Source organism: Moraxella sp. CTOTU47915 (assembly GCF_031986685.1).
Taxonomy (GTDB): domain Bacteria; phylum Pseudomonadota; class Gammaproteobacteria; order Pseudomonadales; family Moraxellaceae; genus Faucicola; species Faucicola tetraodonis.
Genome location: NZ_DAMAAE010000002.1, coordinates 81536 through 106603 on the forward strand (window position 1 = coordinate 81536; position 25068 = coordinate 106603).

Consider the following 25068-nt stretch of genomic DNA (forward strand, 5'->3'; position numbering starts at 1 on the left):
GCGCTTTTTACCATGAGTAACAATGCCATCATTGATCAAATCATTGCTAATGCCGATATCGTCAAGATTATTGGCAAGCATGTGGAGCTCAAACGTTCGGGCAATGAATTCAAAGGCTGTTGCCCTTTTCATGGAGAAAAAACGCCCTCATTTTTTGTCAATCCGCAAAAGGGGCTATATAACTGTTTTGGCTGTGGTGTCGCCGGCAATGCGCTCACCTTTTTAAAAGAGTACGAAAACCTCACCGCGGGTGAAGCGCTCAAAGAATTGTCCCGTCAAACGGGGATTGAACTGCCCAAAGAACCTGTCAACAAATCACATACTTATAAAAAAACACCCGTTGCACCCAAACCTGCTGTATCGCAAGCAAGGGCATCCTCTCATCAAAATCTAGCTCAAAGTCCCGCTCAAGCCCTCTCTGACTCAGATGTTGCCGAGCGTCCGTCTATTGACGATGCAGAGGCTTTATGGATAGACGCTTTTGATGATTTTCAAACGTCTGATAACTTAGATACGAGCTTTATCCCTTTTGGCGAGTATGATGACGCAAGCGTTGGCGGATTTTCACCCTTTGATGACATGGGAAATAACAGCCCGCAGGATAGTTCATCAAGTTTATACGACTTACTCACCCAAATCTGCCAGTTTTATCAAAATCAATTACAGCAAAATAGCTTTGCCCAACATTATTTGCTCAAACGTGGACTGACGCCGCACACTATCGAAGAATTTGCCTTGGGTTTTGCCCCAAACGGTTGGCAACATCTTGAAGAAGCCTTCCCCCAAGACATCGAAGGTTTAAAAATCTTGGGATTGGTGCGCACTTCGCAAAATGGGCGTGATTTTGATTTGCTGCGCAATCGGGTGATTTTTCCCATCCGCGACCAACAAGGACGGGTGATCGGCTTTGCCGGTCGCACCATGTCTGATGATGAGCAGCCCAAGTATATCAACTCTTCAGATTCACCTGTATTTCATAAGCAAGCCGTGTTATATGGTCTTTTTGAAGGCCGCAAGGCCAAAGCCAAAGACTGGCTGGTGGTTGAAGGTTATATGGATGTCATAAGCCTTCATCAAGCGGGCGTGTATGGCGCAGTTGCCTCCATGGGAACAGCATTGGCGCAATCACAAATCGAAAGATTACTGCAATTTAATCCCATACTTACTTTAAGTTTTGATGGTGATAGTGCAGGACAAAAAGCCGCTTGGCGTGCCATGGAAGTGGGATTGCCTGCGCTCACTGATGGCAAGGAATTACACTTTTTGACACTGCCAGATAATCATGACCCTGATAGTTATGTCAAAGCCCATGGTTTGTTAGCGATGCGGCAACAAATCGCCCAAGCGGTTCCCCTATCAGCCTATTTGTACTCAAGTCTGACGCGCCAATATCCTACCAATACCCCTGAAAATCGCAGCAAGATTTTGCAGCAACTCTCTGCGCTGACCCAAAAACTGCCAAAAGGCAGTTATGGCTGGTTGCTGCGTGAAGACATCAAAAACAAAATGGGATTGGGGAGAAAAAACCAAGCACGGCAAGCGCAAGATGCCCTGCTCAATTTTGATAGCGAATTGACGGTACAACTGCATCTGCAGCTGTGTTTTTTGTTTCAACCAGAGCTGTTAGGCAATCTGGAAAATAACCGTATTAGCCAGTCTGTTATCCGCGATATTTATCAGCGCAGCGAAGCGGCTAATGTTTTTAAACCGAGACCCCCATCTACCAAACCAACAGCCCCGATTCGATTGGACGAAAATTCAACTGGTGAAACTGATGGCATCACTCATGCCATGGATACACCCTGCAAAAACTATGATGAAAGCTGCTGTCTGACTTGGCAAGCCATTGCCGATGAAGAATTATTGAAGTTGATTACTTGGATTCAAACCATTCAATCAAGATTGCAGGATTTTGATAACCCAAAATGGTCAACTTACGATCGAATCAATGCCAAAGCACATTTTATACTGGCGGGCTTGACCTCAGAGCAGCAAAACAAACTTATCAAACATTGGGCGCGGTTTTTTAAGGAACTTAGTCAGCGCAATATTGATGATATCTCAGACCTGGTGACAGAGTTGGTGGTTCAACTGATGTTAGAAAGCCTACAGCGCCAACAAAAAACCCTAAAAGCAGACTTAAAGGCGCTGAGCCTATGTATCAAACACCACCAAGCGATTTTAACTTGGCTTAGAACATGGCTACAGCGCAAAGAGGATTAATTCATCGCGTGTTTATGCCATTTTAATCCGCGCATCATGAAACATATCCATTTCAGGGGCAAGTACTTTCATAAAGCGGTCAAAATATAACAGTTGCTTGGTCAGTAGCGCAAAATCTCTTGGGAAGTGAATACCATGGCGTTTACCGACTTCCACCATTTCAAGCAACATTTGATTGATTTCATCAGTATGATCTTTCAAGCGGTTTGGCATGGTTTGGTCAATGGTTTTTCCCATAAACAAACTATCATCTGCCAAGATTTTTTTCATCACTGATTCAAGATCTTGGGCAAGGACATCGACATTGACTTGCTCTCGCGCATGGGTCATATCCATTTCAACCATATAATGCGCCATGCCCCGATAGTCTTCTTTAGCAAAACTATCCATCATCCCCATACTGGCTTGCCACGCTTTGGGTTCAAGTTTGCCTACAATCCCAAAATCAATAAAGCCAATACGACCATCGGTCAACAACATCAAATTACCTGCATGCAAATCGGCATGAAAACTATTGCACAGCATCAAGCTAGAAAACCACGTGTTTAAAGTATCTGTCATCACCTGTGCGGGGTATTTGCAGTATTGACGCATGGCGGCATCATCAATCATCGACACCCCAAAGAACCGGGTCATGACAAGTACTTTTTTGGTACTGATATCATGATAAACATCGGGCGCGACTACTTTATGATTGTCTGTTTTTTTTAAAAAATCTTGGAAATCATCAATGTTTTTGGCTTCTTGTAAGAAGTCTGTTTCTGCTGCCATGCGCAAACGGATTTCATCAATAATGGGTGAAATACTGGCAAATTTTAGCGACGGTGCGATACTATCAATCAGTTTAGTCAACCCAACCATCATGCCTAAATCGGTTTGAATGATGGTATCTACTTCAGGTTTTTGCACTTTTAACACCACATTATCGCCATTTTTTAAAATAGCACTGTGAACTTGGGCGATGGATGCAGACGCTAACGGTTTGACCTCAATACTTTGAAAAATATCTTCCAATGTCTGCCCATCTTTTTCCAGTTCCTCTCTTAAGACACCTTCAATATAGCTATAAGGCATGGGCGTGGTTTGATCCAGACAGCCTTGAAATACTGTCACATATTCGCGGGGAAAGATGGACGGGGTACTGGCAATAAACTGACCGATTTTGATATAGGTAGTACCCAACTCTTCAAAGCTTTGGCGCAGCAGCGTTGGGGTCATTTTTTCACCTTGGGTGATGCGCAGCCCTGCTTTGCCAGCCACGGTTGCCGTCTTCCCGACCCGCTGAATGACATTTAAGGATTTTTTCAAAAAGTGATTTTTTTGCATGATTAACTCTAGTTTACATTACGTCTGTGATAGCCGATGGTTGGCTACAAATCTCGCAGTTCGCGTCTTTACGATAGTGAAGTTTTTTAAGATTCATGGTTTTGCCGTTCCATAGCAATAACGTTTGCGCTATAGGATTGATACCGAGTCCCAAAAAACTTAAAGCCGCTTGGGCTTGAAGGTTGCCGATAATTTGGGTAGTACTGGCAAGCACGCCGCTAGTGGCACACGTTTGCTCATCATCTCCTGCCCCTTGAAATAAGCAATGATAGCAACCCTGCTGTGGCGTAAATAATGCCAGTTGCCCGGTTTGCGCAATGGCAGAGGCTGATAATAGTGACAAATTTGACTTGACAGCGATGGTATTAATGAGGTCTCGTGCTTTGAAGTTATCTGTGCAATCACAGATTAATTTGCTTAGGCTATTTATTTTCGCTTGTTCAACCATTTGTTGATAATTATCGGCTGTTAAACGTGCTTGTATGGCGATAACATCACAAAATGCATTGATTTCATGTAATTTAGCTTTGGCTACCAGCGCTTTAGATTGACTGATATCGTTAGGGGTAAACAACGACTGCCGCTGCAGATTGCTCTCATCAATCGTATCATCGTCAATAATAAGCATTTTGCCAATGCCAGCACGGCACAAGGTCTCTGCAAGTGGGCAGCCTAGCCCGCCCATGCCAATAATAATCGCACAGCTATTTTTTAGCCGCGTTTGTGCTTCTATATCCCACCCTTCTAGCAATATTTGGCGGGCATAGCGTAGCATTTCTGCATCGGTTAATTCTGTTTGTTCTGACATAGTTGTTAAATTTCACATATTTACTTAGGCTATTTTAGCCCATTAATTTAGTACACTAATTTAGTACACCCAGCGTTACTCGGTCATTGTGCCCATAGTCTTTGACGGTGATTACATCGCCAAAGCCATTTGACAAAAATACGTCCCTAACCTGTTCACCCTGATCATACCCATGTTCAATTGCTAATAAGCCATGAGGCTGTAAAAATTGTGGCGCAGTTTTGACAATATGACAGATGTCCGCCATGCCCTTATTATCCGCGATTAGCGCGCTAATGGGTTCATCGGTTAAACCTGCCAAGTGGGGATCGTTGGGATCGATATAAGGTGGATTAGACACGATGATATCAAATTTGTTGTTTTCATCTGCATGGGCTGTCATAAAGGGTTCATACCAACTGCCTTCAAAAAACGCGATATTACTAACCCCTATTTTTTTAGCATTTTGTGCTGCCATCTTCAGTGCATCAAGCGACTTGTCTACTGCTTTAACGGAGGAATTTTTAAATTCCTCTGCCAGCGTGATGGCAATACAACCTGACCCCGTGCCTAAATCTAAAATATTCATTGGTTTGCTTAGGCTATTTTTATGGTGATTAAGCACTGCTTCTATCAACCTCTCGGTATCAGGACGCGGTATTAAAGTATGCTCATTGACTAAAAACTCATACTGCCAAAAACTTTGTTTACCTAGTACATAAGCGAATGGTTTACCGGCTATCAACTCATCAAGCGCAGCAAAATATTGAGTGGCTATTGCTGCAGTTACCATTTCGCTATTATGGGTAATAAGATAAGTTTGCCCTACATCGAGATACTCACCGAGCAACTGTTTGCGGATGTGTTTTTCAACCTTGCTTGGTACAGCCAACAATGATTGAATGCTGTAAGATGATACTAAGTTATTCATGGGTGATATTATCACTTCTTGTCGCATCTTGGCTCATCACATGCTTATCTACCATATAAATCAACAACAGCACAGGAATGCCAATCAATGCGGTAAAGGTGAAAAAAGCAGGATATCCCATGGTCTCTACCATTGCACCCGAGTAGCCACCCAAAATTTTTGGTGTTAAGGTCATTAATGAACTAAGCAGTGCATACTGTACCATGCTAAAGCGAATATTGGTCAATACCGATAAAAAGGCGACGAAGATGGCACTTGCTAGACCGGAGGCGAGGTTATCAAACATCACCGCCGAGTACATATAAAAAAAATCATGACCCTTGCCCGCCAAAATCACAAACAATAAATTACTGGCTGACGCTAAAATAGCACCAATCAACATAGCATTCATGATTTTAAAACGCTCGGCAAGCAAGCCGCCTAGAATACCACCTACAATTGACATCCCCATCCCAAAGGTTTTGACTGCCAAGGCGATATCGGTTTTGCTAAAGCCTAAGTTGACATAAAACAAGTTTGACGTCGTACCCGCCACAATATCTGAAATACGATACAAGCCTATCAATAAAATCAGCCATACGGCTTTTTTACCATAACGAATGAAAAAGTCTTGAATCGGTGCGACCCACATGTCAACCGCGACTTGCTTTTTGATGATTTTGGCTTTTAATAACACTAAAGCGGTGCCAATGGCAATAGCCACAGCACCAATAAATTTAATACTCTCATAAACAAAGCCCAAAAATTTTGACTCAGTCTCTGGAAGTACATTACCGATGACAATAAAGCTGGCAATCAGCGCAATCACTGAAATTAAAAATAGTAAAAACAGTTGAAAATAATCCGACATCGGGCGTTCATGCTGCACACGGGTGACGGTGGGTTCTTTAATCAAAAGGGTGGTGACAACCCCTATGAGCATCAAAGATGCCATAATATAATAGGTTTGTTGCCAAGCAGCGTAGTTGTAAGTGGCTTTGGTCGAGCCAAAATATTCTGCCAAGAACAGCGCCCCTGCCCCTGCGACAATCAGACCGATTCGGTAACCTGCCATAAACATACCAGAGAGTACAGGCTGCATGGATTTTTCAGCAATTTCAATACGATAGGCATCAATCACAATGTCTTGTGTTGCCGCTGAAAAACCTAACAACACGGCAAAAAATGCCATGTAATCAAGTACAACATCACTGGTGGGATTAAAACTACCGAGCATAAAAATTGCAAAGGCGACCACAATTTGTGCCACAATTAGCCAACTACGGCGTTGTCCTAGCATTTTGGTTAACAACGGAATCGGCACGGCATTGACGAGTGGCGACCAAACAAACTTAAACGAGTACCCGAGCATCGCCCAACTAAACATGGTGATAATTTTGATATCAAACCCTGCTTCTTTGAGCCAAATTGACAAACTAGAAAATATCAATAGATAAGGCAACCCTGAAGAAAAACCCAATAGCAACATCACCCAAGCGCGCTTGTCCATATAGGCTTTGATGGCTTCGCCCCAAGACTTTTTTGTGCCTGCTGAGCTTTCGCTTGGTAGCGCCGCTTGGTCGTTTGACACAGGTTGTTTTGATATTTCCATGTTACCTCTCACTCATCACGCACGATTTACCACAAAACTTCATTAAAATCTTACTATTGTAGCGGTTTTCTAGGTGTAGACAAACTAAAATTATTGTGGATGTCTGAAACGGCGATATCTGAAACAAGGTGGTACTGCAATCAAGTCGATAACTGAGTCAATGTCTACAGACTTGCCACATTAATCAATTTCTTAAATTTTAAGCCTATTAAATAAGCCTGACTTAAGCAGCTAGGTTTTGAACCTGCTATTTTATGGTAATATGCTATACTTGACACCCTGCAGTGACTTTTAACCTTTTTGTCAGTTGTTAGCTGTGGACGGCTTTGAGGCAAATTATGCAATACCCGATTGCTATCTATCAGCAAAATAATGCCTATCATGTCACGGCAGTTGATAATGAAAGCTTATCTGTAGTCGATAGTAGCATGGCAGGCGCGGTGTCTAATACACATATGGCGGTAATGCCTAGTTTTGTTAATTTTTAAGCTCAATCAAGCGCTTATAGCGAGCATTTTATTTCGTTTTTTTATTAAGGTCATTTTATGGCAATCAATGTTGTCATCAATCAACGTTATTTACAAATTCAACTCAAACAACTTGAAACCGTTTGGCAGACTGTGATTAATAATTATAATCTGAGCCAAGCTGCCAAAGTATTACATACCAGTCAATCCAGTCTGAGTAAGCATATTGCCGCGCTCGAAAGTCAGCTTCGGGCGGAAGTTTTTGTGCGGCAGGGTAAGCGATTGGTGGGTCTATCCCCTATCGGTGAGCTGCTACTACCGCATATTGAGAAAATCTTTGTGGAAGTAAGGTCAATTGAAAATTTAACCTTAGATTTTCAAAATCCCCATCAGGGTGAGTTGTCAATTGCCACGACGCATACCCAAGCACGTTATGTGTTGCCTTGGGTGGTCCAGCGCTTTAAACAACAATTTCCCAATGTCCATCTGATTTTGCATCAAGCTGACCCTGAGTCGATTGCCAATATGGTGGCACAAGGTCAAGCCGACATTGGCATCGCAACTGAATCGCTGCTTGCGCACGATAATCTACACTGTATTCGCTATTATGATTGGTATCATCATGTGATTGTACCCGTGGGACATGAGCTTGAGAATCGCACTGAGATTGATATCCAAACCTTAGCAAATTATCCGATTATCACTTATCACGGTGGTTTTACGGGTCGTGGTGCGATTGATAGAGCCTTTAGTGCGGCAGAACTGACGCCTAATATCGTGCTTACTGCCTTGGATGCCGATGTGATTAGTACCTATGTCGGTATTGGTATGGGCGTGGGCACGATTGCTGAAATGGCATTTGAAGGTCAGCATTATCGCAATCTTGTCAAAATTCCAACGAAAATTTTTGGAAAACATGTGACGTGGATAGCCACCCGTGTCGATGGGGATATCCGTAATTTTGGCAAAGCGTTCATTGATATTTGTCAGCAACAATTTGGGTGATTGATTTTTTTGGATTCGCCATTATAAAGGGACTACTATTCTTTTTATGATGACTACAATGATGACAAAGATGACCAAACAAATCCCTATTTCATTTTTAGACCTTGTTCCTGTACCTGAAGGCAGTGACGCTAAAAACGCGCTTAAGCAAGCGGTGACTGTTGCCCAAACTGCCGAAAAAGTAGGTTTTAACCGCTATTGGCTGGCTGAGCACCACAACATGCGCGGCATTGCCAGTACCGCAACCAGTGTGTTGCTAGCTTACATTGGCGCTCACACCTCAACGATACGAATTGGCTCGGGTGGTATCATGTTGCCTAACCATGCACCCTTAGTGGTCGCAGAACAGTTTGGTACGTTAGCCACTTTGTACGGCGAACGTATCGATCTTGGCGTCGGCCGTGCCCCTGGTACGGATGGGGCAACCTTCCGTGCCTTGCGCCGCACCATGAATGATGCCGAAAACTTCCCGCAAGATGTGCAAGAACTGATGCATTATTTTGACCCGCTCGATGGTCAGACAGTGGCTGCTATGCCGGCTAATGGCTTAAATGTGCCTGTCTGGATTTTAGGGTCGTCCTTATTTGGTGCCAGTCTCGCTGCTGCATTAGGGCTGCCTTATGTATTTGCGTCTCATTTTGCCCCGCAGATGTTATCGCAAGCGGTGACATTGTACCGTGAGAATTTCAAGCCCTCTAGCCATTTGCAACAACCTTATGTGATGGTAGCAAGTAACTTGCTATTGGCCGATACCGACGAGGAAGCCGCTTACCAATTCACTTCAGCGCAGCAAAGTTTTGTTAATTTGCGCCGTGGTAAACCCTCACAAATGCCAAAACCGATTGAGAATATTGATGCTTTTTGGACATCTGCAGAGAAATACATGGTTGAATCGTCGTTGGCAATCTCTTTTGTCGGTAAACCTGACAGTGTCAAACCAAAACTTAACCATTTTCTTGAGACTATCCGCCCTGATGAATTGATTGTCACTTGTAATATTTATGACCAACAAGCCCGCCTCAACTCCTTATCTTTGGTGAAAGCGCTTGATTTATTTAGCTTAAACAGCTAATCACAAAAGCAAAAACCACAAAAAAGCCCAAGATTAATTTGGGCTTTTTTATTATTTCAATAATTCTGATAATGACATCTTATTGAGCCGATCCAAATCCTGTTGCGTGTCGACACCGGGCGGCAATAATTCTGAAGCGATATCAATGGCGATACGCATGCCTTGCTCCAAAATACGCAATTGTTCCAATGATTCAAGCTGCTCTAGCTCGCCTTGCTGCCAGACACTAAATTGTTGTAACAAACTGACCCGATAAGCATAAATGCCTAGGTGTCGATAAGCGTTTTTTGGCGCGCTATTTTCATCACTATTTGGCTGTTCGGTCAAAAATGCTGTATGACGATCGCAAGGAATCGGCGCTCGGCTAAAATACAAGGCTTCCTTGTGGGCATTTTTGACGACTTTGACCACCGATGGCCGTAAAAACTCTTCAACGCTTTGAATGGGTTCAGCCAAAGTCGCCATCACGCAATCTTTTTTTTGTAGCAGAAGCTCAGTCACTTGTTTGATAAGTCCTGCCGGCACGAGTGGTTCATCGCCTTGCATATTAATCACGATATCTTCAGTTGACCACTGCTGACATCTGGCTACCTCAGCAAGCCTATCAGTGCCAGACGCATGATTGGGGTCAGTCATGATGACAGCTGCCCCATAGTCTTGACACAGTTGAGCGATGCTATCATCATCTGTTGCCACAAAAATATCATCGGCAATTCCCGCCGATTTCACCGCATTGGCACGATCAATCACCCATAGAATCATCGGTTTGCCATGAATTTCTAACAGCGGTTTGTTGGGTAGTCGGGTACTTTTTAGACGGGCCGGTATGACCAAATGTTTTAACATATTGTATTTCCTACAAGTTTTTTAATTGTCAGTATTGTCAGCAAAGGTAATCAATTCACCGATTTGTCGGTCGATTAACCCATAAAAGGCGGGTGATAACTCAGCTTCTATCGGTAACACCCATATGGTTGTTACAATGTCATTTTTTTCATGATCTTGGGCGAACAAAACACGCAATTTGACCGCATCCTTATCAGTGACGATAATCGGTAACTTTGGCAAGTTGGCAAAATCTTGCAAACTGTAATTGTGATGGTCATTCAATGGCATCGGTATGATGTCAAATCCTAGTTGGCTTAGGCTATTAAAAAAACGCTGCGGCAATCCAATCCCTGTCATGGCAATGACTTGTTGGGCAGGTAAGCTATTTTGCGAAGGCGTTTTAAATAAAGGTGTTTTAAATAAAGGTTCCAATGGTTTTTGTAGCAAACGCATACGAACATCGGGTGATATGCTATGTCTATTTTTGCTTAGGCTATTTGAAAAATGGGTTAAAGCCCGAGTATCCTGCCAATTACTTTGGTGAAATATGACGGTGGTATTGGGCTGATACAGGCGTTTAATGGGTTCTCGCAGAAAGCCTGTGGGCAATAGCTGGCGGTTACCAAAGCCGCGATCGGCATCGACGACAATCCAGTTTTCATCCCTATCTAAGGCAAAATGTTGCAGTCCATCATCCGCCAAAATAAGTTGAATATCGGGGAATTGCTCAAGCAATAACTCAATTGCTTGAGCACGGTTTGGACAGACTGCCATTGGCACACCTGTATGCTGCACAATCAGGCACGGCTCATCGCCAACGTCACTGGGCTTTGAATTTGCTGTCACGATACAGGGCATGAGCTTGGGTTGTCCGCCATAGCCACGACTGATGACGCCGACTGTCAGCCCTTTTTGCTGCAGGTAAGTTACCACCGCAATGATTAGCGGTGTCTTACCGCTACCGCCAACCGTGATATTGCCCACTACAATGACGGGCACGTTGGGATAATAAACGGGTTTTAACCCTAATCGATAAATAGTTTTATTGAGCCAAAAAACCAATCCATACAACCAAGACACCGGCAATAACAACCATAGCCAGAGGGATTTGTTGCGCCACGCCTGTAGTAGTGTCTGTTGCATTAGCTTGACAATATGTCCTCTTCAAAATGACGCTCATACAACTTGGCATACGTACCTTGCGAGGCTAGTAAACTGTCGTGGTTACCGACTTCGATGATTTCACCGTTATCCATGACTACGATTTTGTCGGCATTTTGGATTGTCGTTAATCGGTGCGCGATAACGATGGTGGTTCTCCCATGCATTACGCGCTCCAGCGCTTTTTGGATATAAAATTCTGATTCGTTATCTAGCGCGCTCGTGGCTTCATCCAAAATCAAGATAGGCGCATCCTTTAGCAAAGCACGTGCAATAGATAAGCGTTGGCGTTGTCCGCCAGATAACTGCAAACCTTGTGAGCCAATCTTTGATTGGTAACCCTGCGGCAATTGCATGATAAAATCGTGCGCAAAGGCTGATTTTGCGGCATCAATCACTTGCTCCGAAGTTCGGTTAGATAATTCGCCATAGGCGATATTGTTGTGGATAGAGGTATCAAACAGCACCACTTGTTGGTTGACACTGGCAATCTGACTACGCAGTGAATGTAATGTCAAATCTTCGATAGCGACATCGTCAAGATAAATATTGCCCGCTGTAGGCTCTAGCGCGCGCATCAGACAGTTGACTAGGGTAGTTTTACCTGCGCCACTTCGACCGATTAACGCCACCGTTTCACCGGGATTGACCACCAAATTTACGTTGTTGAGCGCTTGTTTGCCATCCTCAAAAGTGACGCTTAGGTTGTTAAGTACTATTTTACCACTCAGGGTTTTTTCAACCTTGCCTGTGTCTTTTTCTTCGGCTTCATCAAGCATCTCAAATATAGAATCCGCCGCCGCCAAACCTTTTTGCAAGCCTTGGTTGATATCGGTCAACGAGCGCACGGGTTTGCTCAATAGCCCTGCGGCACTGATATAAGCGATAAACTCACCTGCGGTGGTGTCACCTAATACATTGGGTCTTAACGCAATCCATACCACCACCCCCATCGCGCACGCCATCAATAATTGAATTAATGGGGTATTGATGCTATTGGTCACCACCACCTTTAGCCCTTGTTTAAGATTGGTTAAAGAGGCGTTATTAAACCTTGTCAATTCATTTTGCTGACCACCATAATTTTTGACCACTTGGTAGCCTGTGATGACTTCATTGGTAATATGACTGACCTCGCCCATGGACTTTTGAATACCGCGCGACAGGTTACGAAAGCGTTTACTGGCTTTACCGACTAACAATAAAATCGGCGGCAATACCACAAACAACGACAGGCTTAATTTCCAATTACTGTAAAGCAAAAACGCCAACAACCCAATCACGGTCAAACCATCGCGTAACAAGGTTTTGAGCGTATCGGTACCCGCCGCAGTCACCTGTTCGACATCAAAAATTAATTTTGCAGAAATCTGACCGGCATTGTGGTTAAGATAAAATTGGCTAGGTAATCTGAGCAATTTTGAAAACACTTGCATACGCAGCTGATAGACGACATTGCGTGAAATCACTGCGCTAAAGTAATTACCCAAAAATGAGCTAAGTCCTCGCAGTACAAACAACAACACAATTAAGGCTGGAAAAAGATTGATATGGGCTTGATCACGTTCATTAATCGCATCAATAATGAATTTAACCAGCTTGGCAATGCCCACTTCGGTGCCTGCATTTAAGGTAAAGCCAATGACGACCAGCGTCATCGCCCACCAATACGGCTTGAGATAACCTAGCAATCTTCGATAGGTCTGCCAACGTGGGTGAGCATTGGAAGGGTTTGAAACGGTCATGGCATCTCAATATATAAAAGAACGACTTAACAGCTATTGTATCAGTAAATTGAACAATAAAAATTATTTGGCATCGGGCGCTGGGGCTATATTACTATCGAGCGAAGTGGCAGGTATCACAGTACTGATATTTAAATTCATAAAGCCCATTTTACCCGCTATATCCATCACTTTAACCACCGACTGGTGACTGGTATCGGCATCAGCAGAGATAACAAATAGCTGCTTTCGGTCTTCACCCGCTTCTTGACGGATCATCGCTGTCAATTCAGCTTCGCCATTACCAGATAAAGCAATGCCATTGACCAGATAACTACCATCTTTTTGCACCGCGATTTCAATGCGTTTGGTTTTTTCGGTAATCGGTACGCCCTCTGCTTGCGGCAAAATGATATTGAGTTTACTAAAATGGTTAAAGGTGGTCGACAGCAGCAAAAAAACAATCAAAAACAGTAAGCAATCAATCATCGGGGTAAGATTGATTTCTAATGGTTCGACCGTGGGTTTACGAAATCGCATGGGTTGACTCTTTTACGCAGCTATATGCCATTAACGAGGCGTGATTAGACCATAGTCCAGTAATTCTTGCATCATCAAACCCGCTTCTTGTTCAAACGCGGCATTGATATCAATGATACGGCGCTGAAAAATACGGTAAGCCATCACTGCAGGTATCGCAACCAGCATACCCCCTGCTGTGGTAATCAGCGCTTGTGATACGCCAGCTGCCAGCATGGTCGGATCTTGCATTGCGCCTTCGGTAATGGCTAAGAAGGATGAAATAATCCCCAGTACGGTACCTAAAAGACCCAACAATGGCGCGATAGCACCGATGGTACCCAACATATTAATATGTTTTTCTAATTGGTGGATGGCGATACTGGCGCGGTTTTCCATATGCATGGTCATTGAATCAATCCCATGCTGGCGATTCATGAGTCCAGAAGCGAGGATATCACCCAAAGGCGAATTGAGTTTGACATTCTCAAGCGATTCACGATCAATATCGCCCTGCTCAATCAGCCGCTGCATCAATTGTTCACGCAGATGGGCGGGTGTCACTGTGCTGGCTTTAAGTTTTATCGCGCGCTCAATGATGATAATCAACATCAAAATCGAACATAAGACAATGGGCCACATCAACCAACCGCCTGCTTTAACTAATCCCCACATCCGTTATACTGCCTTTGCCTGTCAATGACTAATAAATTAAGAAAACTAATCTAATGCGCAAGATTAATGCTCAAGTTGCGACTGGAACTGCACAATCAAAGCTTGCAATTCCTCTTCGTTGTGAAAAAATATCTCAATACTCCCCTTGCCTTTTGATGAGCCTTTGATTTTTACCACGGCACCGAGTTGCTCAGAGAGGTGTTGGTTTAGTCGCAGCCTATCATAATCAATTTCTTGGCTCTGTGTCGGCGCTTTTGGATTTAAAATGTCTTTGACTAACGCTTCAGTCTCACGAACAGTCAATTGACCCTGTATAATTTTTCTGGCAATAACAGGCTGCTGTTTGGGTGACAGCGACAATAATGCCCTGGCATGCCCCATGTCCATCTGCCCCTCGTTTAGCGCTTGTTTGACATCGTCATGTAATTGGTTCAAACGCAACAAATTAGAAACCGTTGTTCTTGCCTTACCCACCACATCCGCAATTTGCGAATGACTCATGCCAAATTCATCGTGAAAACGCTGCAATGCGGCAGCCTGTTCCATGACGCTCAAATCTTCCCGTTGGATGTTTTCAATCAATGCCAAAGCGATTGCCAAGTCGTCTGACATGGGGCGCATGATGGCGGGTATATGGGTTAGACCCGCAATTTGCGCCGCACGCCAGCGACGTTCACCCGCGATAATTTCATGGGTAATCGGGGAATTGGGCAATACTTTGGCTAAAGGTCGAATCACAATAGGCTGCATCACACCATGCTGCTTGATAGACGTTGCCAGCTCTTGCAAGGCATCTTCGTCCAAATCAATGCGCGGCTGATACTTGCCACGCTGCAAATACGCGACATTGATATGCATCAAATTTAAGCCAGCAATATTACTATTATCATTGGCATCGTTATTTATGGGTGCGTTATGGCTACTGGACTTTAGTGTTTTGGCGGATTTTGGGGTGAGTGGTTTGGGGGTTATCGCCGCTGTGGGCGATTTTTTGGCTACGGCTATAGTGTCGTTAGCTTCGGATGATCCATCATCTGAGACATTTTGCCCATCATCGGTTGACTTGGTATTTAGTTTTTCAGCGCTTTTAGCGTCATCGACAGAGGCTCGAACACTCGCATCGATTAGATTACTGGTAATCAATTTTTCTGTTTTGATTGAGCCGAGTAACGCATCAAGTCCTCGATTTGATGCCAATCCACGCTTTTTAACCATGTCAAAATTCCCAATGCCATTAAATAGTTAAAAATGACTGATAAAAAATTAAACCACTGCCGCCATTTTTGAACTGGCTATTTTAGCAGATTCGCTATTGCTTGAAAAATAGTTTCATTGCTTTTGTCGGTGCGCACTTGCCAACAAATTAACAAAAAAAGTGCCTAAACAGTTTACTTTAGGCAAGTTGGAATTGGCGACTTTGCTTGATAATTTCATTGGCTAGGCGAATATAGGCTTGTGAGCCTTTTGAATTCATCTCATAATCAAGCGCAGGGATGCCGTGCGCCGGTGCTTCTGCTAGACGAATATTACGGGGAATGATGGTATTAAATAAAATCGGACCAAAATGCTCAATCAATTCCATAGAGACATCATTTGCCAAGGTATTGCGCGGGTCAAACATGGTTCTTAACACACCGCGGATATGCAGTTTTGGGTTTAGCGACTTCAAACGCTCAATGGTTTGCGATAAATCTGCCAATCCTTCCAATGCAAAATATTCACATTGCATCGGGATAATCACCCCTGATGTGGCACACATTGCATTGATGGTAAGTAAACTTAAACTCGGCGCGCAGTCAATCACGATAAAATCATACGGCTTAGTCGCGCGGCCGTTTTTGGCAGGCATATCAGCCAGCTGCTGCATGGCTTTTGACAAAATTGCATGATTCTCAGGCTTTTGACTTAAATGCAAATCACTGCCTGACAATTCATTGTTGGCACCGACAATATCAAACCCATTCGGGGTTTTGACAATCGCCTCATGGATTGGTAAATCATCTAATAGCACATCAGCAATACTGTACTCTAACTCGCGTTTATCCAGCCCTGATGCCGTGGTCGCATTGCCTTGGGCATCCAAATCAATCAGTAAAACTTTTTTGCGGCGATGTGCCAGTGCACTTGCCAAATTAACCGCGGTGGTGGTTTTGCCCACCCCACCTTTTTGATTAGCAATGGCTAAAATATCCATGAACTGTCTCGCAATGTGTTGATAAAAAGGTTGAAAATTGTAGTCAAAAACAGCCAGTTTTTCAAACCCTAATACCGGTAAAACTGGCTGAAATGGGGTGTTTATCTTTGCAAATAAATCAAATGGCGTGATTCATGCAACTGTGGTACGGTTAACACTTGGGTGTTAATTTGCCACTCATTTTGAAGGGCTTGAATCTCGTCAACAGGTTCAACCCCTTTCATAGCACAAATGATACCATTGTCTGCCAATTTGCTTTGACTATGGGTGACAAAATCTACTAGTGATGCAAACGCCCTTGAGGTAATTACTTGATAAGTACCTGCGTGCGTTTCGATACGACTGGCAACCGGTGTTAGATTTTTTAACCCCAGTTCACTGGCGACTTGTTTGATAAAGCGAATTTTCTTTTGGTTACTATCGAGTGCTGTCACCGCACGTTGTGGCTGACAAATAGCAACTATCACCGCTGGCAAACCTGCACCCGTCCCAATATCTAGCAAATCACCGGCTGGCAAAAATGGCACAATCGATAAACTATCAAAGATATGTTTGATTAATGCTTGTTGGTCATCTTTGATAGCGGTCAAATTATACGCTTTATTCCAAAATAACAGCTGCTGTAGATAGTACAGGAGCTGTAATTGCTGCTCATCCGATAACTGCAACTTTAACTCAGAGAGTGCTTGTTGTAACTGCGGTTGTAATTTTACGTACTGGGGTTGTAGCTTTACATTAATCTGCGCCATTAAAACACCCGATTAAGACCATTGAGTGCAGCAACGCGATAGGCTTCAGCCATCGTTGGGTAGTTAAAGGTGGTATTGACAAAGTATTCTAGCGTATTGCTGCCCTTACTTTCCATCACTGCTTGTCCGATATGAATAATTTCAGAGGCGTGATTGCCATAACAATGGATACCTAAAATCTCTAAGGTTTCACGGTGAAACAGTATTTTTAACACCCCACTACGCTCACCGATGATTTGTGCGCGGGCAAGGTGTTTGAAGAAGGCTTGCCCGACTTCATACGGCACTTTTTCGGCCGTTAATTCTTGTTCGTTTTTACCAATACTTGAAATTTCAGGAATGGTATAAATACCCGTTGGCACACTGCGAACAGGTTGTGCATTTTCATCGCCTACCATATAAGCAGCAGCGCAGCGCCCTTGGTCATAAGCTGCCGATGCCAGCGATGGCCAGCCAATGACATCCCCTGCTGCATAAATATTTGGGATATCGGTTTGGTAATGCTCGTTGACTTTGAGTTGACCACGGCTGTTTGCGGTGAGTCCGATGGCGGCAAGGTTGAGACTGTCGGTATTACCTGAGCGACCGTTTGACCATAAAATAGCATCTGATTTGATGCGTTTACCACTTTTTAGGTATAAAATTACGCAGTCATCATAAGTTTCTAGCCGTTCGATTTCTTCTTTGTTGCGAATCAATACGCCAAATTGTCTAAAGTCATGCGACAATGCGTCAGAAATCTCATCATCCAGATAGCTAAGCAACTGCTCTTGGGTATTAATCAAATCTACTTTATAGCCAAGACCGGTAAAAATAGACGCATACTCACAGCCAATCACGCCCGCACCATAAATAATAATGCGCTGTACCACATAATCCATTTGCAGGATTTTATCGGAATCAAACACACGAGGATGGCTAAAATCTAACAAATCAGGGCGATAAGGACGGCTACCCACGGTAATAATGGCTTGTTCAAAGGTAATGTCTTGCTCGGTACCATCACTCATATCAACATGAATGGTATGGGTATCTTTAAAACTTGCCCAACCATTGATTAAGTCAATTTGGTTGCGCTCATAAAAACGGGTATGGGTTTCTACCTGATTACGCACCACTTCGCGCGCTTTGGTTAATACTTTATTAAGTGGAATCTGGTGATAGTCAATGCCTTGGTTTAAGATAGGATCGCGGCGATTACCGATAATATTAAACACCGACTGACGCAATGCTTTACTCGGAATCGTGCCTACGTGCGTACAGTTGCCCCCCACTTGTTTGCGTGGATCAATCACGGCAACTTTTTGTCCAGATTTGGCGATTTTCATCGCTGCTGCTTCACCCGCGGGTCCTGCCCCAATCACAATAGCATCATAATCATAGGCATGGCTAACGGCATCTTGACGCTTGTAACGCTTTAAATTGATACGGGTATTATCCAGCGGGCTAATTAAATCAAAATGTACCGATGCATCATCAAAATGTTTTACCTTATCGTCGTCTTCACTGATGCTGACGGTATTGGCTTTTTTATCAGAATCCGAAATTTCAGTTTTGGTTGGTTTTGCCAAAATTTCGGTAATATTTTCTTGGGGCTCAATAATTGACTGTGTGTTGGAATCACAGATGTTTTCATTGTCATTGTTTGTAGGGGGAATTTGAGTGACTTTGTCATTAATCCGTTTTTTTGGCATATTAGCTCCCATATTTTAAGCCTTGATAATGAATAAAAAAGATAATGAATAAAAAATTTTTAAATTAAATATAAAATACGACAAATCAACCGTATGTTAAGAGATTACATTAACCAATTCGGCGTTTTAACCCCGTCATCTGTAAAATACGCGTCGCGATTTCTTCAATCGACATCGTTGATACATCAATATTTGGAATCCCTTGAGAAATATAAATACCTTGAATGGCGCGCAATTCCTGCTGGCATTGCTGGTAACTTGCATAGCGGCTACCTGCACGGCGCTCGTTACGAATTTTTACCAGTCGATCGGTGTCAATCACCAAACCAAATAGTTTGTCACGGTAAGGCTTTAACGCTTTGGGCAACGAATTTTCATATAAATCATCTTCAGTCAACGGATAATTCGCCGCACGAATACCAAATTGCAACGCTAGGTATAAAGAGGTAGGTGTTTTGCCCGAACGTGACACCCCAATCAAAATAATATCTGCCGCATCATAATGGGTGGTACGCGCGCCATCATCATTATCTAAAGCAAAATGCACCGCATCGATACGCGATTTATAGTTTTCAGAATCGACATCCCCATGCGCATGACCGGTATGCGGTGCAGGTTGTACTTTGATTTCATCGGCAATTTTACTGATTAAGCCTTCATAAATATCCAAGTTAAAGGCATCTGCACCGTTGATTCGTTCACGAATCACAGGGTCAACGATGGTATCAAAGACTAGCGGCTTTACCCCATCACGCTGGTGGGCAAGATTGATTTGATTGACCGCTTCATCGGCGCGATCGAGGGTGTCAACATAAGGAATAACCCGGGTCTCAAATGGTACCGTGGGAAATTGGCTTAAAATAGAGCGACCTAGGGTTTCAGACGTAATCGCGGTACCATCAGAGATAAAAAACACACTTCGCAACGACTGCGAATTTGCAAAATTTAAGGCATCTTTATTTTGAATCGTGGCTTTGATTTGCTCAATGGTCATGAAAAATTATCCAAAAAAATGACAAGAAGCGTCCATACTAATTTAAATTAACACTGGTTTGAACTGACACTGAGGAGTAACCTCACTCATTCACCGCGTTTTTGGCAGTGAATGTCATCTAGTAATGTCGTTATCAGTGCAGACACTATCGTTTGTCTCACGGGCATTTGTCTTACAGGCGTTTGTCTTACAGGTCGAGAGTTTGTTATTATACGTGACTTGTAGGCTTTAATCTAACAAATCGATGCTTAATTTGCCTTAATCAGCCATCAGTTATTGTCATTGAAGGCTTATCTACGTTTTTCACCCCCTTAAACTCAAAGATATCCAAGCAAAATTTTAGTTGAATTGTTGATCGCTGACAGTTTTTTTTAAATTATAAATTTTTTGCTAGAAAATCATTTTTTAAGATGAATTTTCTACGAAATACCGTTATAATCTTTTCAAAATAATCTTTATTTCACGGAGTTATCACCTTGAACGCACAAGTTATCTCACTCGACAAGTTAGGCAAAAACGACATTGACAAAGTAGGCGGTAAAAACGCTTCATTAGGTGAAATGATTAGTCACCTAACGGATTTAGGGGTAAGCGTACCAGGTGGTTTTGCAACAACGTCTGAAGCTTTTAACAAATTCTTAATCGGTACCGGTCTTCAAGACAAAATCAAAGACGCGCTTCAAGGTCTGGATGTGGATGATGTTGCGGCATTGACTGCCACGGGTAAAAAAATCCGTGACATGATTATTGAGCAAGAGTTGCCCAAAGATTTAGAGCAAGAAATCCGTGATGCCTTTGCCGAGATGAGCCAAGGCGAGGACATCGCTGTTGCGGTTCGTTCATCAGCGACTGCTGAAGATTTACCAGACGCCTCATTTGCTGGTCAACAAGAAACTTTCCTCAATATCCGTGGTATTGACAATATCTTGATTGCTATTAAAGAAGTCTTTGCTTCTTTATACAATGACCGTGCCATCGCTTACCGCGTTCATAAAGGTTTTGAGCATGCAGGTGTTGCATTATCAGCTGGCGTACAACGCATGGTACGTTCAGAGACAGGCACTTCAGGTGTGATGTTCACCATTGATACCGAAAGTGGTTTTAATGACGTGGTATTTATCACCGCAAGCTATGGCTTGGGTGAAATGGTCGTGCAAGGTGCAGTGAACCCTGACGAATTCTACATTTCAAAAGCCTTATTAAATGCCGGCAAACCTGCGGTAATTCGTCGTAACCTCGGCAGCAAACAACAAAAAATGGTTTATGCGGACGAGCACTCAGCTGGCAAATCAGTCAAAATAGTCCCAGTAGACAAAGCGGAACGCAACCAATTTTCACTGAGCAATGAAGAGTTGGTTGAACTTGCCAAACAAGCATTAATCATCGAAAAACATTATGGTCATGCGATGGATATCGAATGGGCAAAAGATGGTGACAGTGGCAAATTGTTCATTGTGCAAGCGCGTCCAGAGACAGTAAAAAGCCGTGAAAGCCAAAATGTCATGGAGCGTTACATCCTTAAAGAAAAAGGTGATGTCATCTGTGAAGGTCGTTCAATTGGTCAACGTATCGGCGCAGGTACTGTACGCGTGGTCAACTCAATCCATGAAATGGATAAAGTACAAGAAGGTGACGTCCTTGTGTCTGATATGACTGACCCAGACTGGGAACCCGTCATGAAACGTGCCGCTGCTATCATCACTAACCGTGGCGGTCGTACCTGTCACGCGGCAATTATCGCGCGTGAATTGGGCGTCCCTGCCATCGTGGGTTGTGGTAACGCCACTGACCTATTGACCGATGGTCAAGCAGTCACTGTATCTTGTGCAGAAGGTGATACTGGTTATATCTACGAAGGTCAATTGGACTTTGAAATCCAAAACAACTCAATTGAGTCAATGCCAGACTTGGCATTTAAAATTATGATGAACGTCGGTAACCCTGACCGCGCCTTTGGATTTGCCCAAATCCCTAATGAAGGAGTGGGTCTAGCACGGTTAGAATTCATCATCAACCGTATGATTGGCGTGCATCCAAAGGCACTGCTTAACATGAACACCCTACCACGCGAAATCGTACAAGCGATTCAAGAGCGTATGGCAGGCTATGCTTCACCGGTTGACTTCTACGTTGATAAATTAGTTGAAGGTATTTCAACCCTAGCGGTCGCATTTAAAGATAAGAAAGTTATCGTACGTATGTCTGACTTTAAATCGAATGAATATGCAAACTTAATCGGCGGTAAACTCTATGAGCCCTCTGAAGAAAACCCAATGCTTGGTTTCCGTGGTGCCAGCCGTTATGTGTCAGAAAATTTCCGTGACTGCTTTGAATTAGAATGTCGTGCATTAAAACGTGTTCGTGATGAAATGGGCTTAACCAACGTTGAGATTATGATTCCATTCGTACGTACGACGGAAGAAGCGCGTAAGGTATTAGAGCTACTTGAGAAAAATGGTCTTAAACGTGGTGAAAACGGTTTACGCGTCATCATGATGTGTGAGTTGCCAACCAATGCCTTGTTAGCAGAAGAATTTTTACAGTACTTCGATGGTTTCTCAATCGGCTCAAACGATTTAACCCAGTTAACCCTTGGTCTTGACCGTGATTCGGGTATCGTATCTCAATCATTTGATGAACGTGACCCAGCGGTTAAAAAACTACTGAAAATGGCTATCGATGCCTGTAACGCACAAGGCAAGTATATCGGTATCTGTGGACAAGGTCCTTCTGACCATCCAGACCTAGCGATGTGGTTAATGGAACAAGGTATTACTTCTGTTTCACTGAATCCGGATTCGGTGTTAGACACTTGGTTCTTCTTAGCAAAAACCGAAAAATAAGCTTGTTGGCATTCATAAAGCCCTTAGTTTTAACTAAGGGCTTTTTTTGATGTCAAAAAAAACCTAGCATGGATATAACACGCTAGGTTTTTTTGCGCTGCAATTTATAACAACATGCGTTATAACAACACGCGGCGTGGATCTGCTAGTAATTTTGCAATATATCGGGTAAATACCGCAGCGTCCGCACCATTAATCACACGGTGGTCATACGATAATGACAACGGTAGCATTAAACGTGGCTCAAACTCGCCTTTGGTCTCATTCCAACGTGGCTGAATGCTAGATTCACTGACGCCTAAAATCGCAACTTGTGGCCAATTGACCAGCGGCGTAAAGTAAGTACCGCCAAGATTGCCTTGACTTGAAATCGTAAATGACGCGCCGGTTAACTCTTTGGCAGATAGTTTTTTATCACGTGCTTTTTTGGCAAGTTCACCAATTTCAATCGCCAGTTGCTTGATGCCTTTTTGCTCTACACGTTGAATGACAGGGACTGTCAAACCCTCCTCGGTTGCGACGGCAAAGCCTAAATTCACAGATTTACGGATGATAATTTGGGTATTGTCATCGCTTAAATGGCTGTTAAATTTTGGATGTTGCATGAGCGCGTAAGCAGTTACTTTCATGATGAAAGCCAGAATAGTTAGACTCACCCCTTCTTTTTTCATCTCATCTTTTAAGTCACCACGCAATTTTTCAACATCGGTAATATCTGCCAAATCAAACTGGGTGACTTGTGGCAAATAGGTATTGTAATTAAGCTGCGGAATGGAGACTTTTTGTAGACGGGTCAAATCTTGGCGCTCAATTTCTCCCCAAATTTCCGTTTTACTCATATCGGGTAAATTAGGTAATCCTGAGCGAGCCGCTGTTGGCGCAGAGATATTATTTGCTGCTGCGGGCGTACTAACCGCTTTTATTGTATTTTTGACATAAGCAAACACGTCTTCTTTGACAATACGCCCATTAGCGCCCGTGCCAGTCACCTCACTGACATCAACACCCAATTGGCGCGTAAGTTTGCGCACCGCAGGACCTGCATAAACCGCGGCGTTTTTGGCATTGATTTGCGCTTCAGACAGTTTTGACTGCGAACTTGACTGACTAGATGATGTACTGGCGCTATTAGTTGAAGTCGGCGCGGTATTTTGCGTTTTAGCGACTGCTTGCTGAGCAGTATTGGTGGTCGCTTGCGGCTGTGAAGCTGAACTTGACGCTGATTGCACTGACCCCACCAATTCAATCACAACAAAGTCTTGACCATTGGTGACGGTATCGCCAGCGTTAACCAGTAATTCAGCCACTTTACCGGCGACTGGTGAGGGGACTTCCACCGAGGCTTTATCAGATTCTACCAACAACAATGGTTGTTCGGCTGTGACTTCATCGCCTACTTTGACCATCCATTCACTAATCTGTGCCGACTCTACCCCAAGATCGGGCAAACCAAAGGTTTGCTTACCAGCGGGTGTGGGTGATTGCGCGACTGATACCGTTTGAGCAGGTGGTTCATTTTGGTTTGCGGCTGAATTGGCTTGACTGGCAGCTTGTTCTGATGAGTCACTGGCTAATGATGACTGTTGCGTAGCTGATTGGGAGGCCATCACGATAAAGTCCTGACCATTGGTGACAGTATCCCCTGCATTGACTAAAAATTTGACAATTTTTCCGCTAACAGGTGCGGGTACTTCGACCGATGCTTTATCGGATTCGACCAACAACAATGGTTGTTCAGCAGTGACAGTATCGCCTTCTTTGACCAACCACTCACTAATTTCTGCGCTATCCACACCCAAATCTGGCAATGTATAGGTTGCTTCAGCTGATGTAGATGTGGGCTGTGATTGATTTGGCGCAGCCATAGACGGCGCTTGCGATGAAGTCGCGTTAGCCTCTTTAGTTTCTTTAATTTCTCTAGCTTCGTTAGATTGGGCTACTTGTTGGTCTGTCTGTTGCGCAAGTTGCTCTACGGTTTCAGTGTTTGATTGGCTATTGCCTGCACTGTCGATGGTGAGAATCACATCACCTTCTTTGACCTTATCGCCGATTTGAAGATTAATCGCTGTGATAGTCCCTGCTGATGTCGCAGGTACTTCCACAGAGGCTTTGTCAGATTCTAATAAGACAATGTTATCGTCCACATTGATGACATCGCCGACTTTGACCATAATTTCGCTGACTTCGGCGCTATCAACGCCTAAGTCGGGAACTTTGATTTCCATGGGTTTATCCTTAAATTTTTATTTTTACTAAGTGGGCAATCAGCCGCTAATACGTGGCTG

General features: G+C 43.5%; 20 protein-coding genes. 5 read left to right on the forward strand and 15 right to left on the reverse strand.

Annotated elements, in window-relative coordinates; all coding sequences use genetic code 11:
- The first annotated feature begins 12 nt into the window (after nt 1-12).
- Complete coding sequence (locus RTL34_RS02570; protein ID WP_312114371.1) at nt 13-2223, forward strand: DNA primase; 2211 nt, start codon at nt 13-15, stop codon at nt 2221-2223.
- A 12-nt stretch (nt 2224-2235) separates the two neighbouring features.
- On the opposite strand, the gene RTL34_RS02575 is transcribed toward RTL34_RS02570, so the two are convergent.
- The 4 genes from RTL34_RS02575 to RTL34_RS02590 are packed head-to-tail and all read right to left on the reverse strand — an operon-like array spanning nt 2236 to nt 6858.
- Nucleotides 2236-3549: an ABC1 kinase family protein gene (locus RTL34_RS02575; protein ID WP_095355420.1), complete on the reverse strand. Its 1314-nt coding sequence runs from the start codon at nt 3547-3549 to the stop codon at nt 2236-2238.
- Between the two features lie 13 nt (nt 3550-3562).
- Nucleotides 3563-4357: a HesA/MoeB/ThiF family protein gene (locus RTL34_RS02580; RefSeq protein ID WP_312114373.1), complete on the reverse strand. Its 795-nt coding sequence runs from the start codon at nt 4355-4357 to the stop codon at nt 3563-3565.
- A gap of 55 nt (nt 4358-4412) precedes the next feature.
- Nucleotides 4413-5267, reverse strand: coding sequence for a peptide chain release factor N(5)-glutamine methyltransferase (gene prmC / locus RTL34_RS02585; RefSeq protein ID WP_312114374.1), 855 nt, complete (start codon nt 5265-5267; stop codon nt 4413-4415).
- Nucleotides 5260-6858: an AmpG family muropeptide MFS transporter gene (locus RTL34_RS02590; RefSeq protein WP_312114376.1), complete on the reverse strand. Its 1599-nt coding sequence runs from the start codon at nt 6856-6858 to the stop codon at nt 5260-5262. The genes prmC and RTL34_RS02590 overlap by 8 nt, the downstream gene beginning before the upstream one ends.
- A 338-nt stretch (nt 6859-7196) precedes the next feature.
- Between RTL34_RS02590 and RTL34_RS02595 the strand changes: the two genes are divergently transcribed.
- From RTL34_RS02595 to RTL34_RS02605, 3 genes are all read left to right on the forward strand, one after another.
- Nucleotides 7197-7346: a hypothetical protein gene (locus tag RTL34_RS02595; RefSeq protein ID WP_312114377.1), complete on the forward strand. Its 150-nt coding sequence runs from the start codon at nt 7197-7199 to the stop codon at nt 7344-7346.
- A gap of 57 nt (nt 7347-7403) precedes the next feature.
- Complete coding sequence (locus RTL34_RS02600; RefSeq protein ID WP_050325344.1) at nt 7404-8330, forward strand: LysR substrate-binding domain-containing protein; 927 nt, start codon at nt 7404-7406, stop codon at nt 8328-8330.
- A gap of 70 nt (nt 8331-8400) precedes the next feature.
- Nucleotides 8401-9402, forward strand: a complete 1002-nt coding sequence (locus RTL34_RS02605) for an LLM class flavin-dependent oxidoreductase (RefSeq protein WP_312114380.1) — start codon at nt 8401-8403, stop codon at nt 9400-9402.
- A gap of 51 nt (nt 9403-9453) precedes the next feature.
- Here the strand turns inward: RTL34_RS02605 and kdsB are convergent, their stop codons facing one another.
- From kdsB to ppsR, 10 genes are all read right to left on the reverse strand, one after another.
- Complete coding sequence (gene kdsB / locus RTL34_RS02610; protein WP_312114381.1) at nt 9454-10248, reverse strand: 3-deoxy-manno-octulosonate cytidylyltransferase; 795 nt, start codon at nt 10246-10248, stop codon at nt 9454-9456.
- A gap of 21 nt (nt 10249-10269) precedes the next feature.
- Nucleotides 10270-11373 (reverse strand): tetraacyldisaccharide 4'-kinase, encoded by a 1104-nt coding sequence (gene lpxK, locus RTL34_RS02615; protein ID WP_312114382.1) that lies wholly within the window; start codon nt 11371-11373, stop codon nt 10270-10272.
- Nucleotides 11373-13136, reverse strand: a complete 1764-nt coding sequence (msbA, locus tag RTL34_RS02620; RefSeq protein ID WP_312114383.1) for a lipid A export permease/ATP-binding protein MsbA — start codon at nt 13134-13136, stop codon at nt 11373-11375. The genes lpxK and msbA overlap by 1 nt, the downstream gene beginning before the upstream one ends.
- Before the next feature lie 63 nt (nt 13137-13199).
- Nucleotides 13200-13655, reverse strand: coding sequence for an ExbD/TolR family protein (locus RTL34_RS02625; RefSeq protein ID WP_201664177.1), 456 nt, complete (start codon nt 13653-13655; stop codon nt 13200-13202).
- A gap of 30 nt (nt 13656-13685) precedes the next feature.
- A complete protein-coding gene (locus RTL34_RS02630) occupies nt 13686-14309 on the reverse strand; it encodes a MotA/TolQ/ExbB proton channel family protein (RefSeq protein WP_312114386.1) in 624 nt (207 codons plus the stop codon).
- Nucleotides 14310-14372: 63 nt separating this feature from the next.
- On the reverse strand, nt 14373-15524 hold the full coding sequence (locus RTL34_RS02635; protein WP_312114388.1) for a ParB/RepB/Spo0J family partition protein: 1152 nt from the start codon (nt 15522-15524) through the stop codon (nt 14373-14375).
- Between the two features lie 178 nt (nt 15525-15702).
- A complete protein-coding gene (locus tag RTL34_RS02640) occupies nt 15703-16503 on the reverse strand; it encodes a ParA family protein (protein ID WP_050325335.1) in 801 nt (266 codons plus the stop codon).
- 101 nt (nt 16504-16604) lie between these two features.
- Nucleotides 16605-17252 carry a 16S rRNA (guanine(527)-N(7))-methyltransferase RsmG gene (gene rsmG / locus RTL34_RS02645; RefSeq protein ID WP_312114390.1) on the reverse strand — a complete coding sequence of 216 codons (648 nt, stop codon included), beginning with the start codon at nt 17250-17252 and terminating at the stop codon, nt 16605-16607.
- Entirely contained in the window at nt 17252-18946 is a 1695-nt protein-coding gene (gene sthA, locus RTL34_RS02650) for a Si-specific NAD(P)(+) transhydrogenase (protein ID WP_312114392.1), read from the reverse strand. Before sthA ends, rsmG begins: the two co-directional genes overlap by 1 nt.
- 109 nt (nt 18947-19055) lie before the next feature.
- Nucleotides 19056-19940: a posphoenolpyruvate synthetase regulatory kinase/phosphorylase PpsR gene (gene ppsR / locus RTL34_RS02655; protein WP_007116642.1), complete on the reverse strand. Its 885-nt coding sequence runs from the start codon at nt 19938-19940 to the stop codon at nt 19056-19058.
- A 476-nt stretch (nt 19941-20416) separates the two neighbouring features.
- Here ppsR and ppsA point away from each other — a divergent pair, with 476 nt between their 5' ends.
- Nucleotides 20417-22783, forward strand: coding sequence for a phosphoenolpyruvate synthase (ppsA, locus tag RTL34_RS02660; protein WP_007116643.1), 2367 nt, complete (start codon nt 20417-20419; stop codon nt 22781-22783).
- Between the two features lie 119 nt (nt 22784-22902).
- On the opposite strand, the gene RTL34_RS02665 is transcribed toward ppsA, so the two are convergent.
- Nucleotides 22903-25008: a 2-oxo acid dehydrogenase subunit E2 gene (locus tag RTL34_RS02665; RefSeq protein WP_312114396.1), complete on the reverse strand. Its 2106-nt coding sequence runs from the start codon at nt 25006-25008 to the stop codon at nt 22903-22905.
- Between the last annotated feature and the right edge of the window lie 60 nt (nt 25009-25068).

Coding starts and splice junctions, on each gene's coding strand:
- RTL34_RS02590 (WP_312114376.1), bottom strand. CDS start 6,858: ATGGAAATATCAAAACAACCTGTGTCAAACGACCAAGCGGCGCTACCA.
- RTL34_RS02665 (WP_312114396.1), bottom strand. CDS start 25,008: ATGGAAATCAAAGTTCCCGACTTAGGCGTTGATAGCGCCGAAGTCAGC.
- sthA (WP_312114392.1), bottom strand. CDS start 18,946: ATGCCAAAAAAACGGATTAATGACAAAGTCACTCAAATTCCCCCTACA.
- prmC (WP_312114374.1), bottom strand. CDS start 5,267: ATGAATAACTTAGTATCATCTTACAGCATTCAATCATTGTTGGCTGTA.
- rsmG (WP_312114390.1), bottom strand. CDS start 17,252: ATGGCGCAGATTAATGTAAAGCTACAACCCCAGTACGTAAAATTACAA.
- kdsB (WP_312114381.1), bottom strand. CDS start 10,248: ATGTTAAAACATTTGGTCATACCGGCCCGTCTAAAAAGTACCCGACTA.
- RTL34_RS02595 (WP_312114377.1), top strand. CDS start 7,197: ATGCAATACCCGATTGCTATCTATCAGCAAAATAATGCCTATCATGTC.
- RTL34_RS02570 (WP_312114371.1), top strand. CDS start 13: ATGAGTAACAATGCCATCATTGATCAAATCATTGCTAATGCCGATATC.
- msbA (WP_312114383.1), bottom strand. CDS start 13,136: ATGACCGTTTCAAACCCTTCCAATGCTCACCCACGTTGGCAGACCTAT.
- RTL34_RS02625 (WP_201664177.1), bottom strand. CDS start 13,655: ATGCGATTTCGTAAACCCACGGTCGAACCATTAGAAATCAATCTTACC.
- ppsR (WP_007116642.1), bottom strand. CDS start 19,940: ATGACCATTGAGCAAATCAAAGCCACGATTCAAAATAAAGATGCCTTA.
- RTL34_RS02640 (WP_050325335.1), bottom strand. CDS start 16,503: ATGGATATTTTAGCCATTGCTAATCAAAAAGGTGGGGTGGGCAAAACC.
- RTL34_RS02580 (WP_312114373.1), bottom strand. CDS start 4,357: ATGTCAGAACAAACAGAATTAACCGATGCAGAAATGCTACGCTATGCC.
- RTL34_RS02630 (WP_312114386.1), bottom strand. CDS start 14,309: ATGTGGGGATTAGTTAAAGCAGGCGGTTGGTTGATGTGGCCCATTGTC.
- RTL34_RS02600 (WP_050325344.1), top strand. CDS start 7,404: ATGGCAATCAATGTTGTCATCAATCAACGTTATTTACAAATTCAACTC.
- RTL34_RS02575 (WP_095355420.1), bottom strand. CDS start 3,549: ATGCAAAAAAATCACTTTTTGAAAAAATCCTTAAATGTCATTCAGCGG.
- RTL34_RS02635 (WP_312114388.1), bottom strand. CDS start 15,524: ATGGTTAAAAAGCGTGGATTGGCATCAAATCGAGGACTTGATGCGTTA.
- lpxK (WP_312114382.1), bottom strand. CDS start 11,373: ATGCAACAGACACTACTACAGGCGTGGCGCAACAAATCCCTCTGGCTA.
- RTL34_RS02605 (WP_312114380.1), top strand. CDS start 8,401: ATGACCAAACAAATCCCTATTTCATTTTTAGACCTTGTTCCTGTACCT.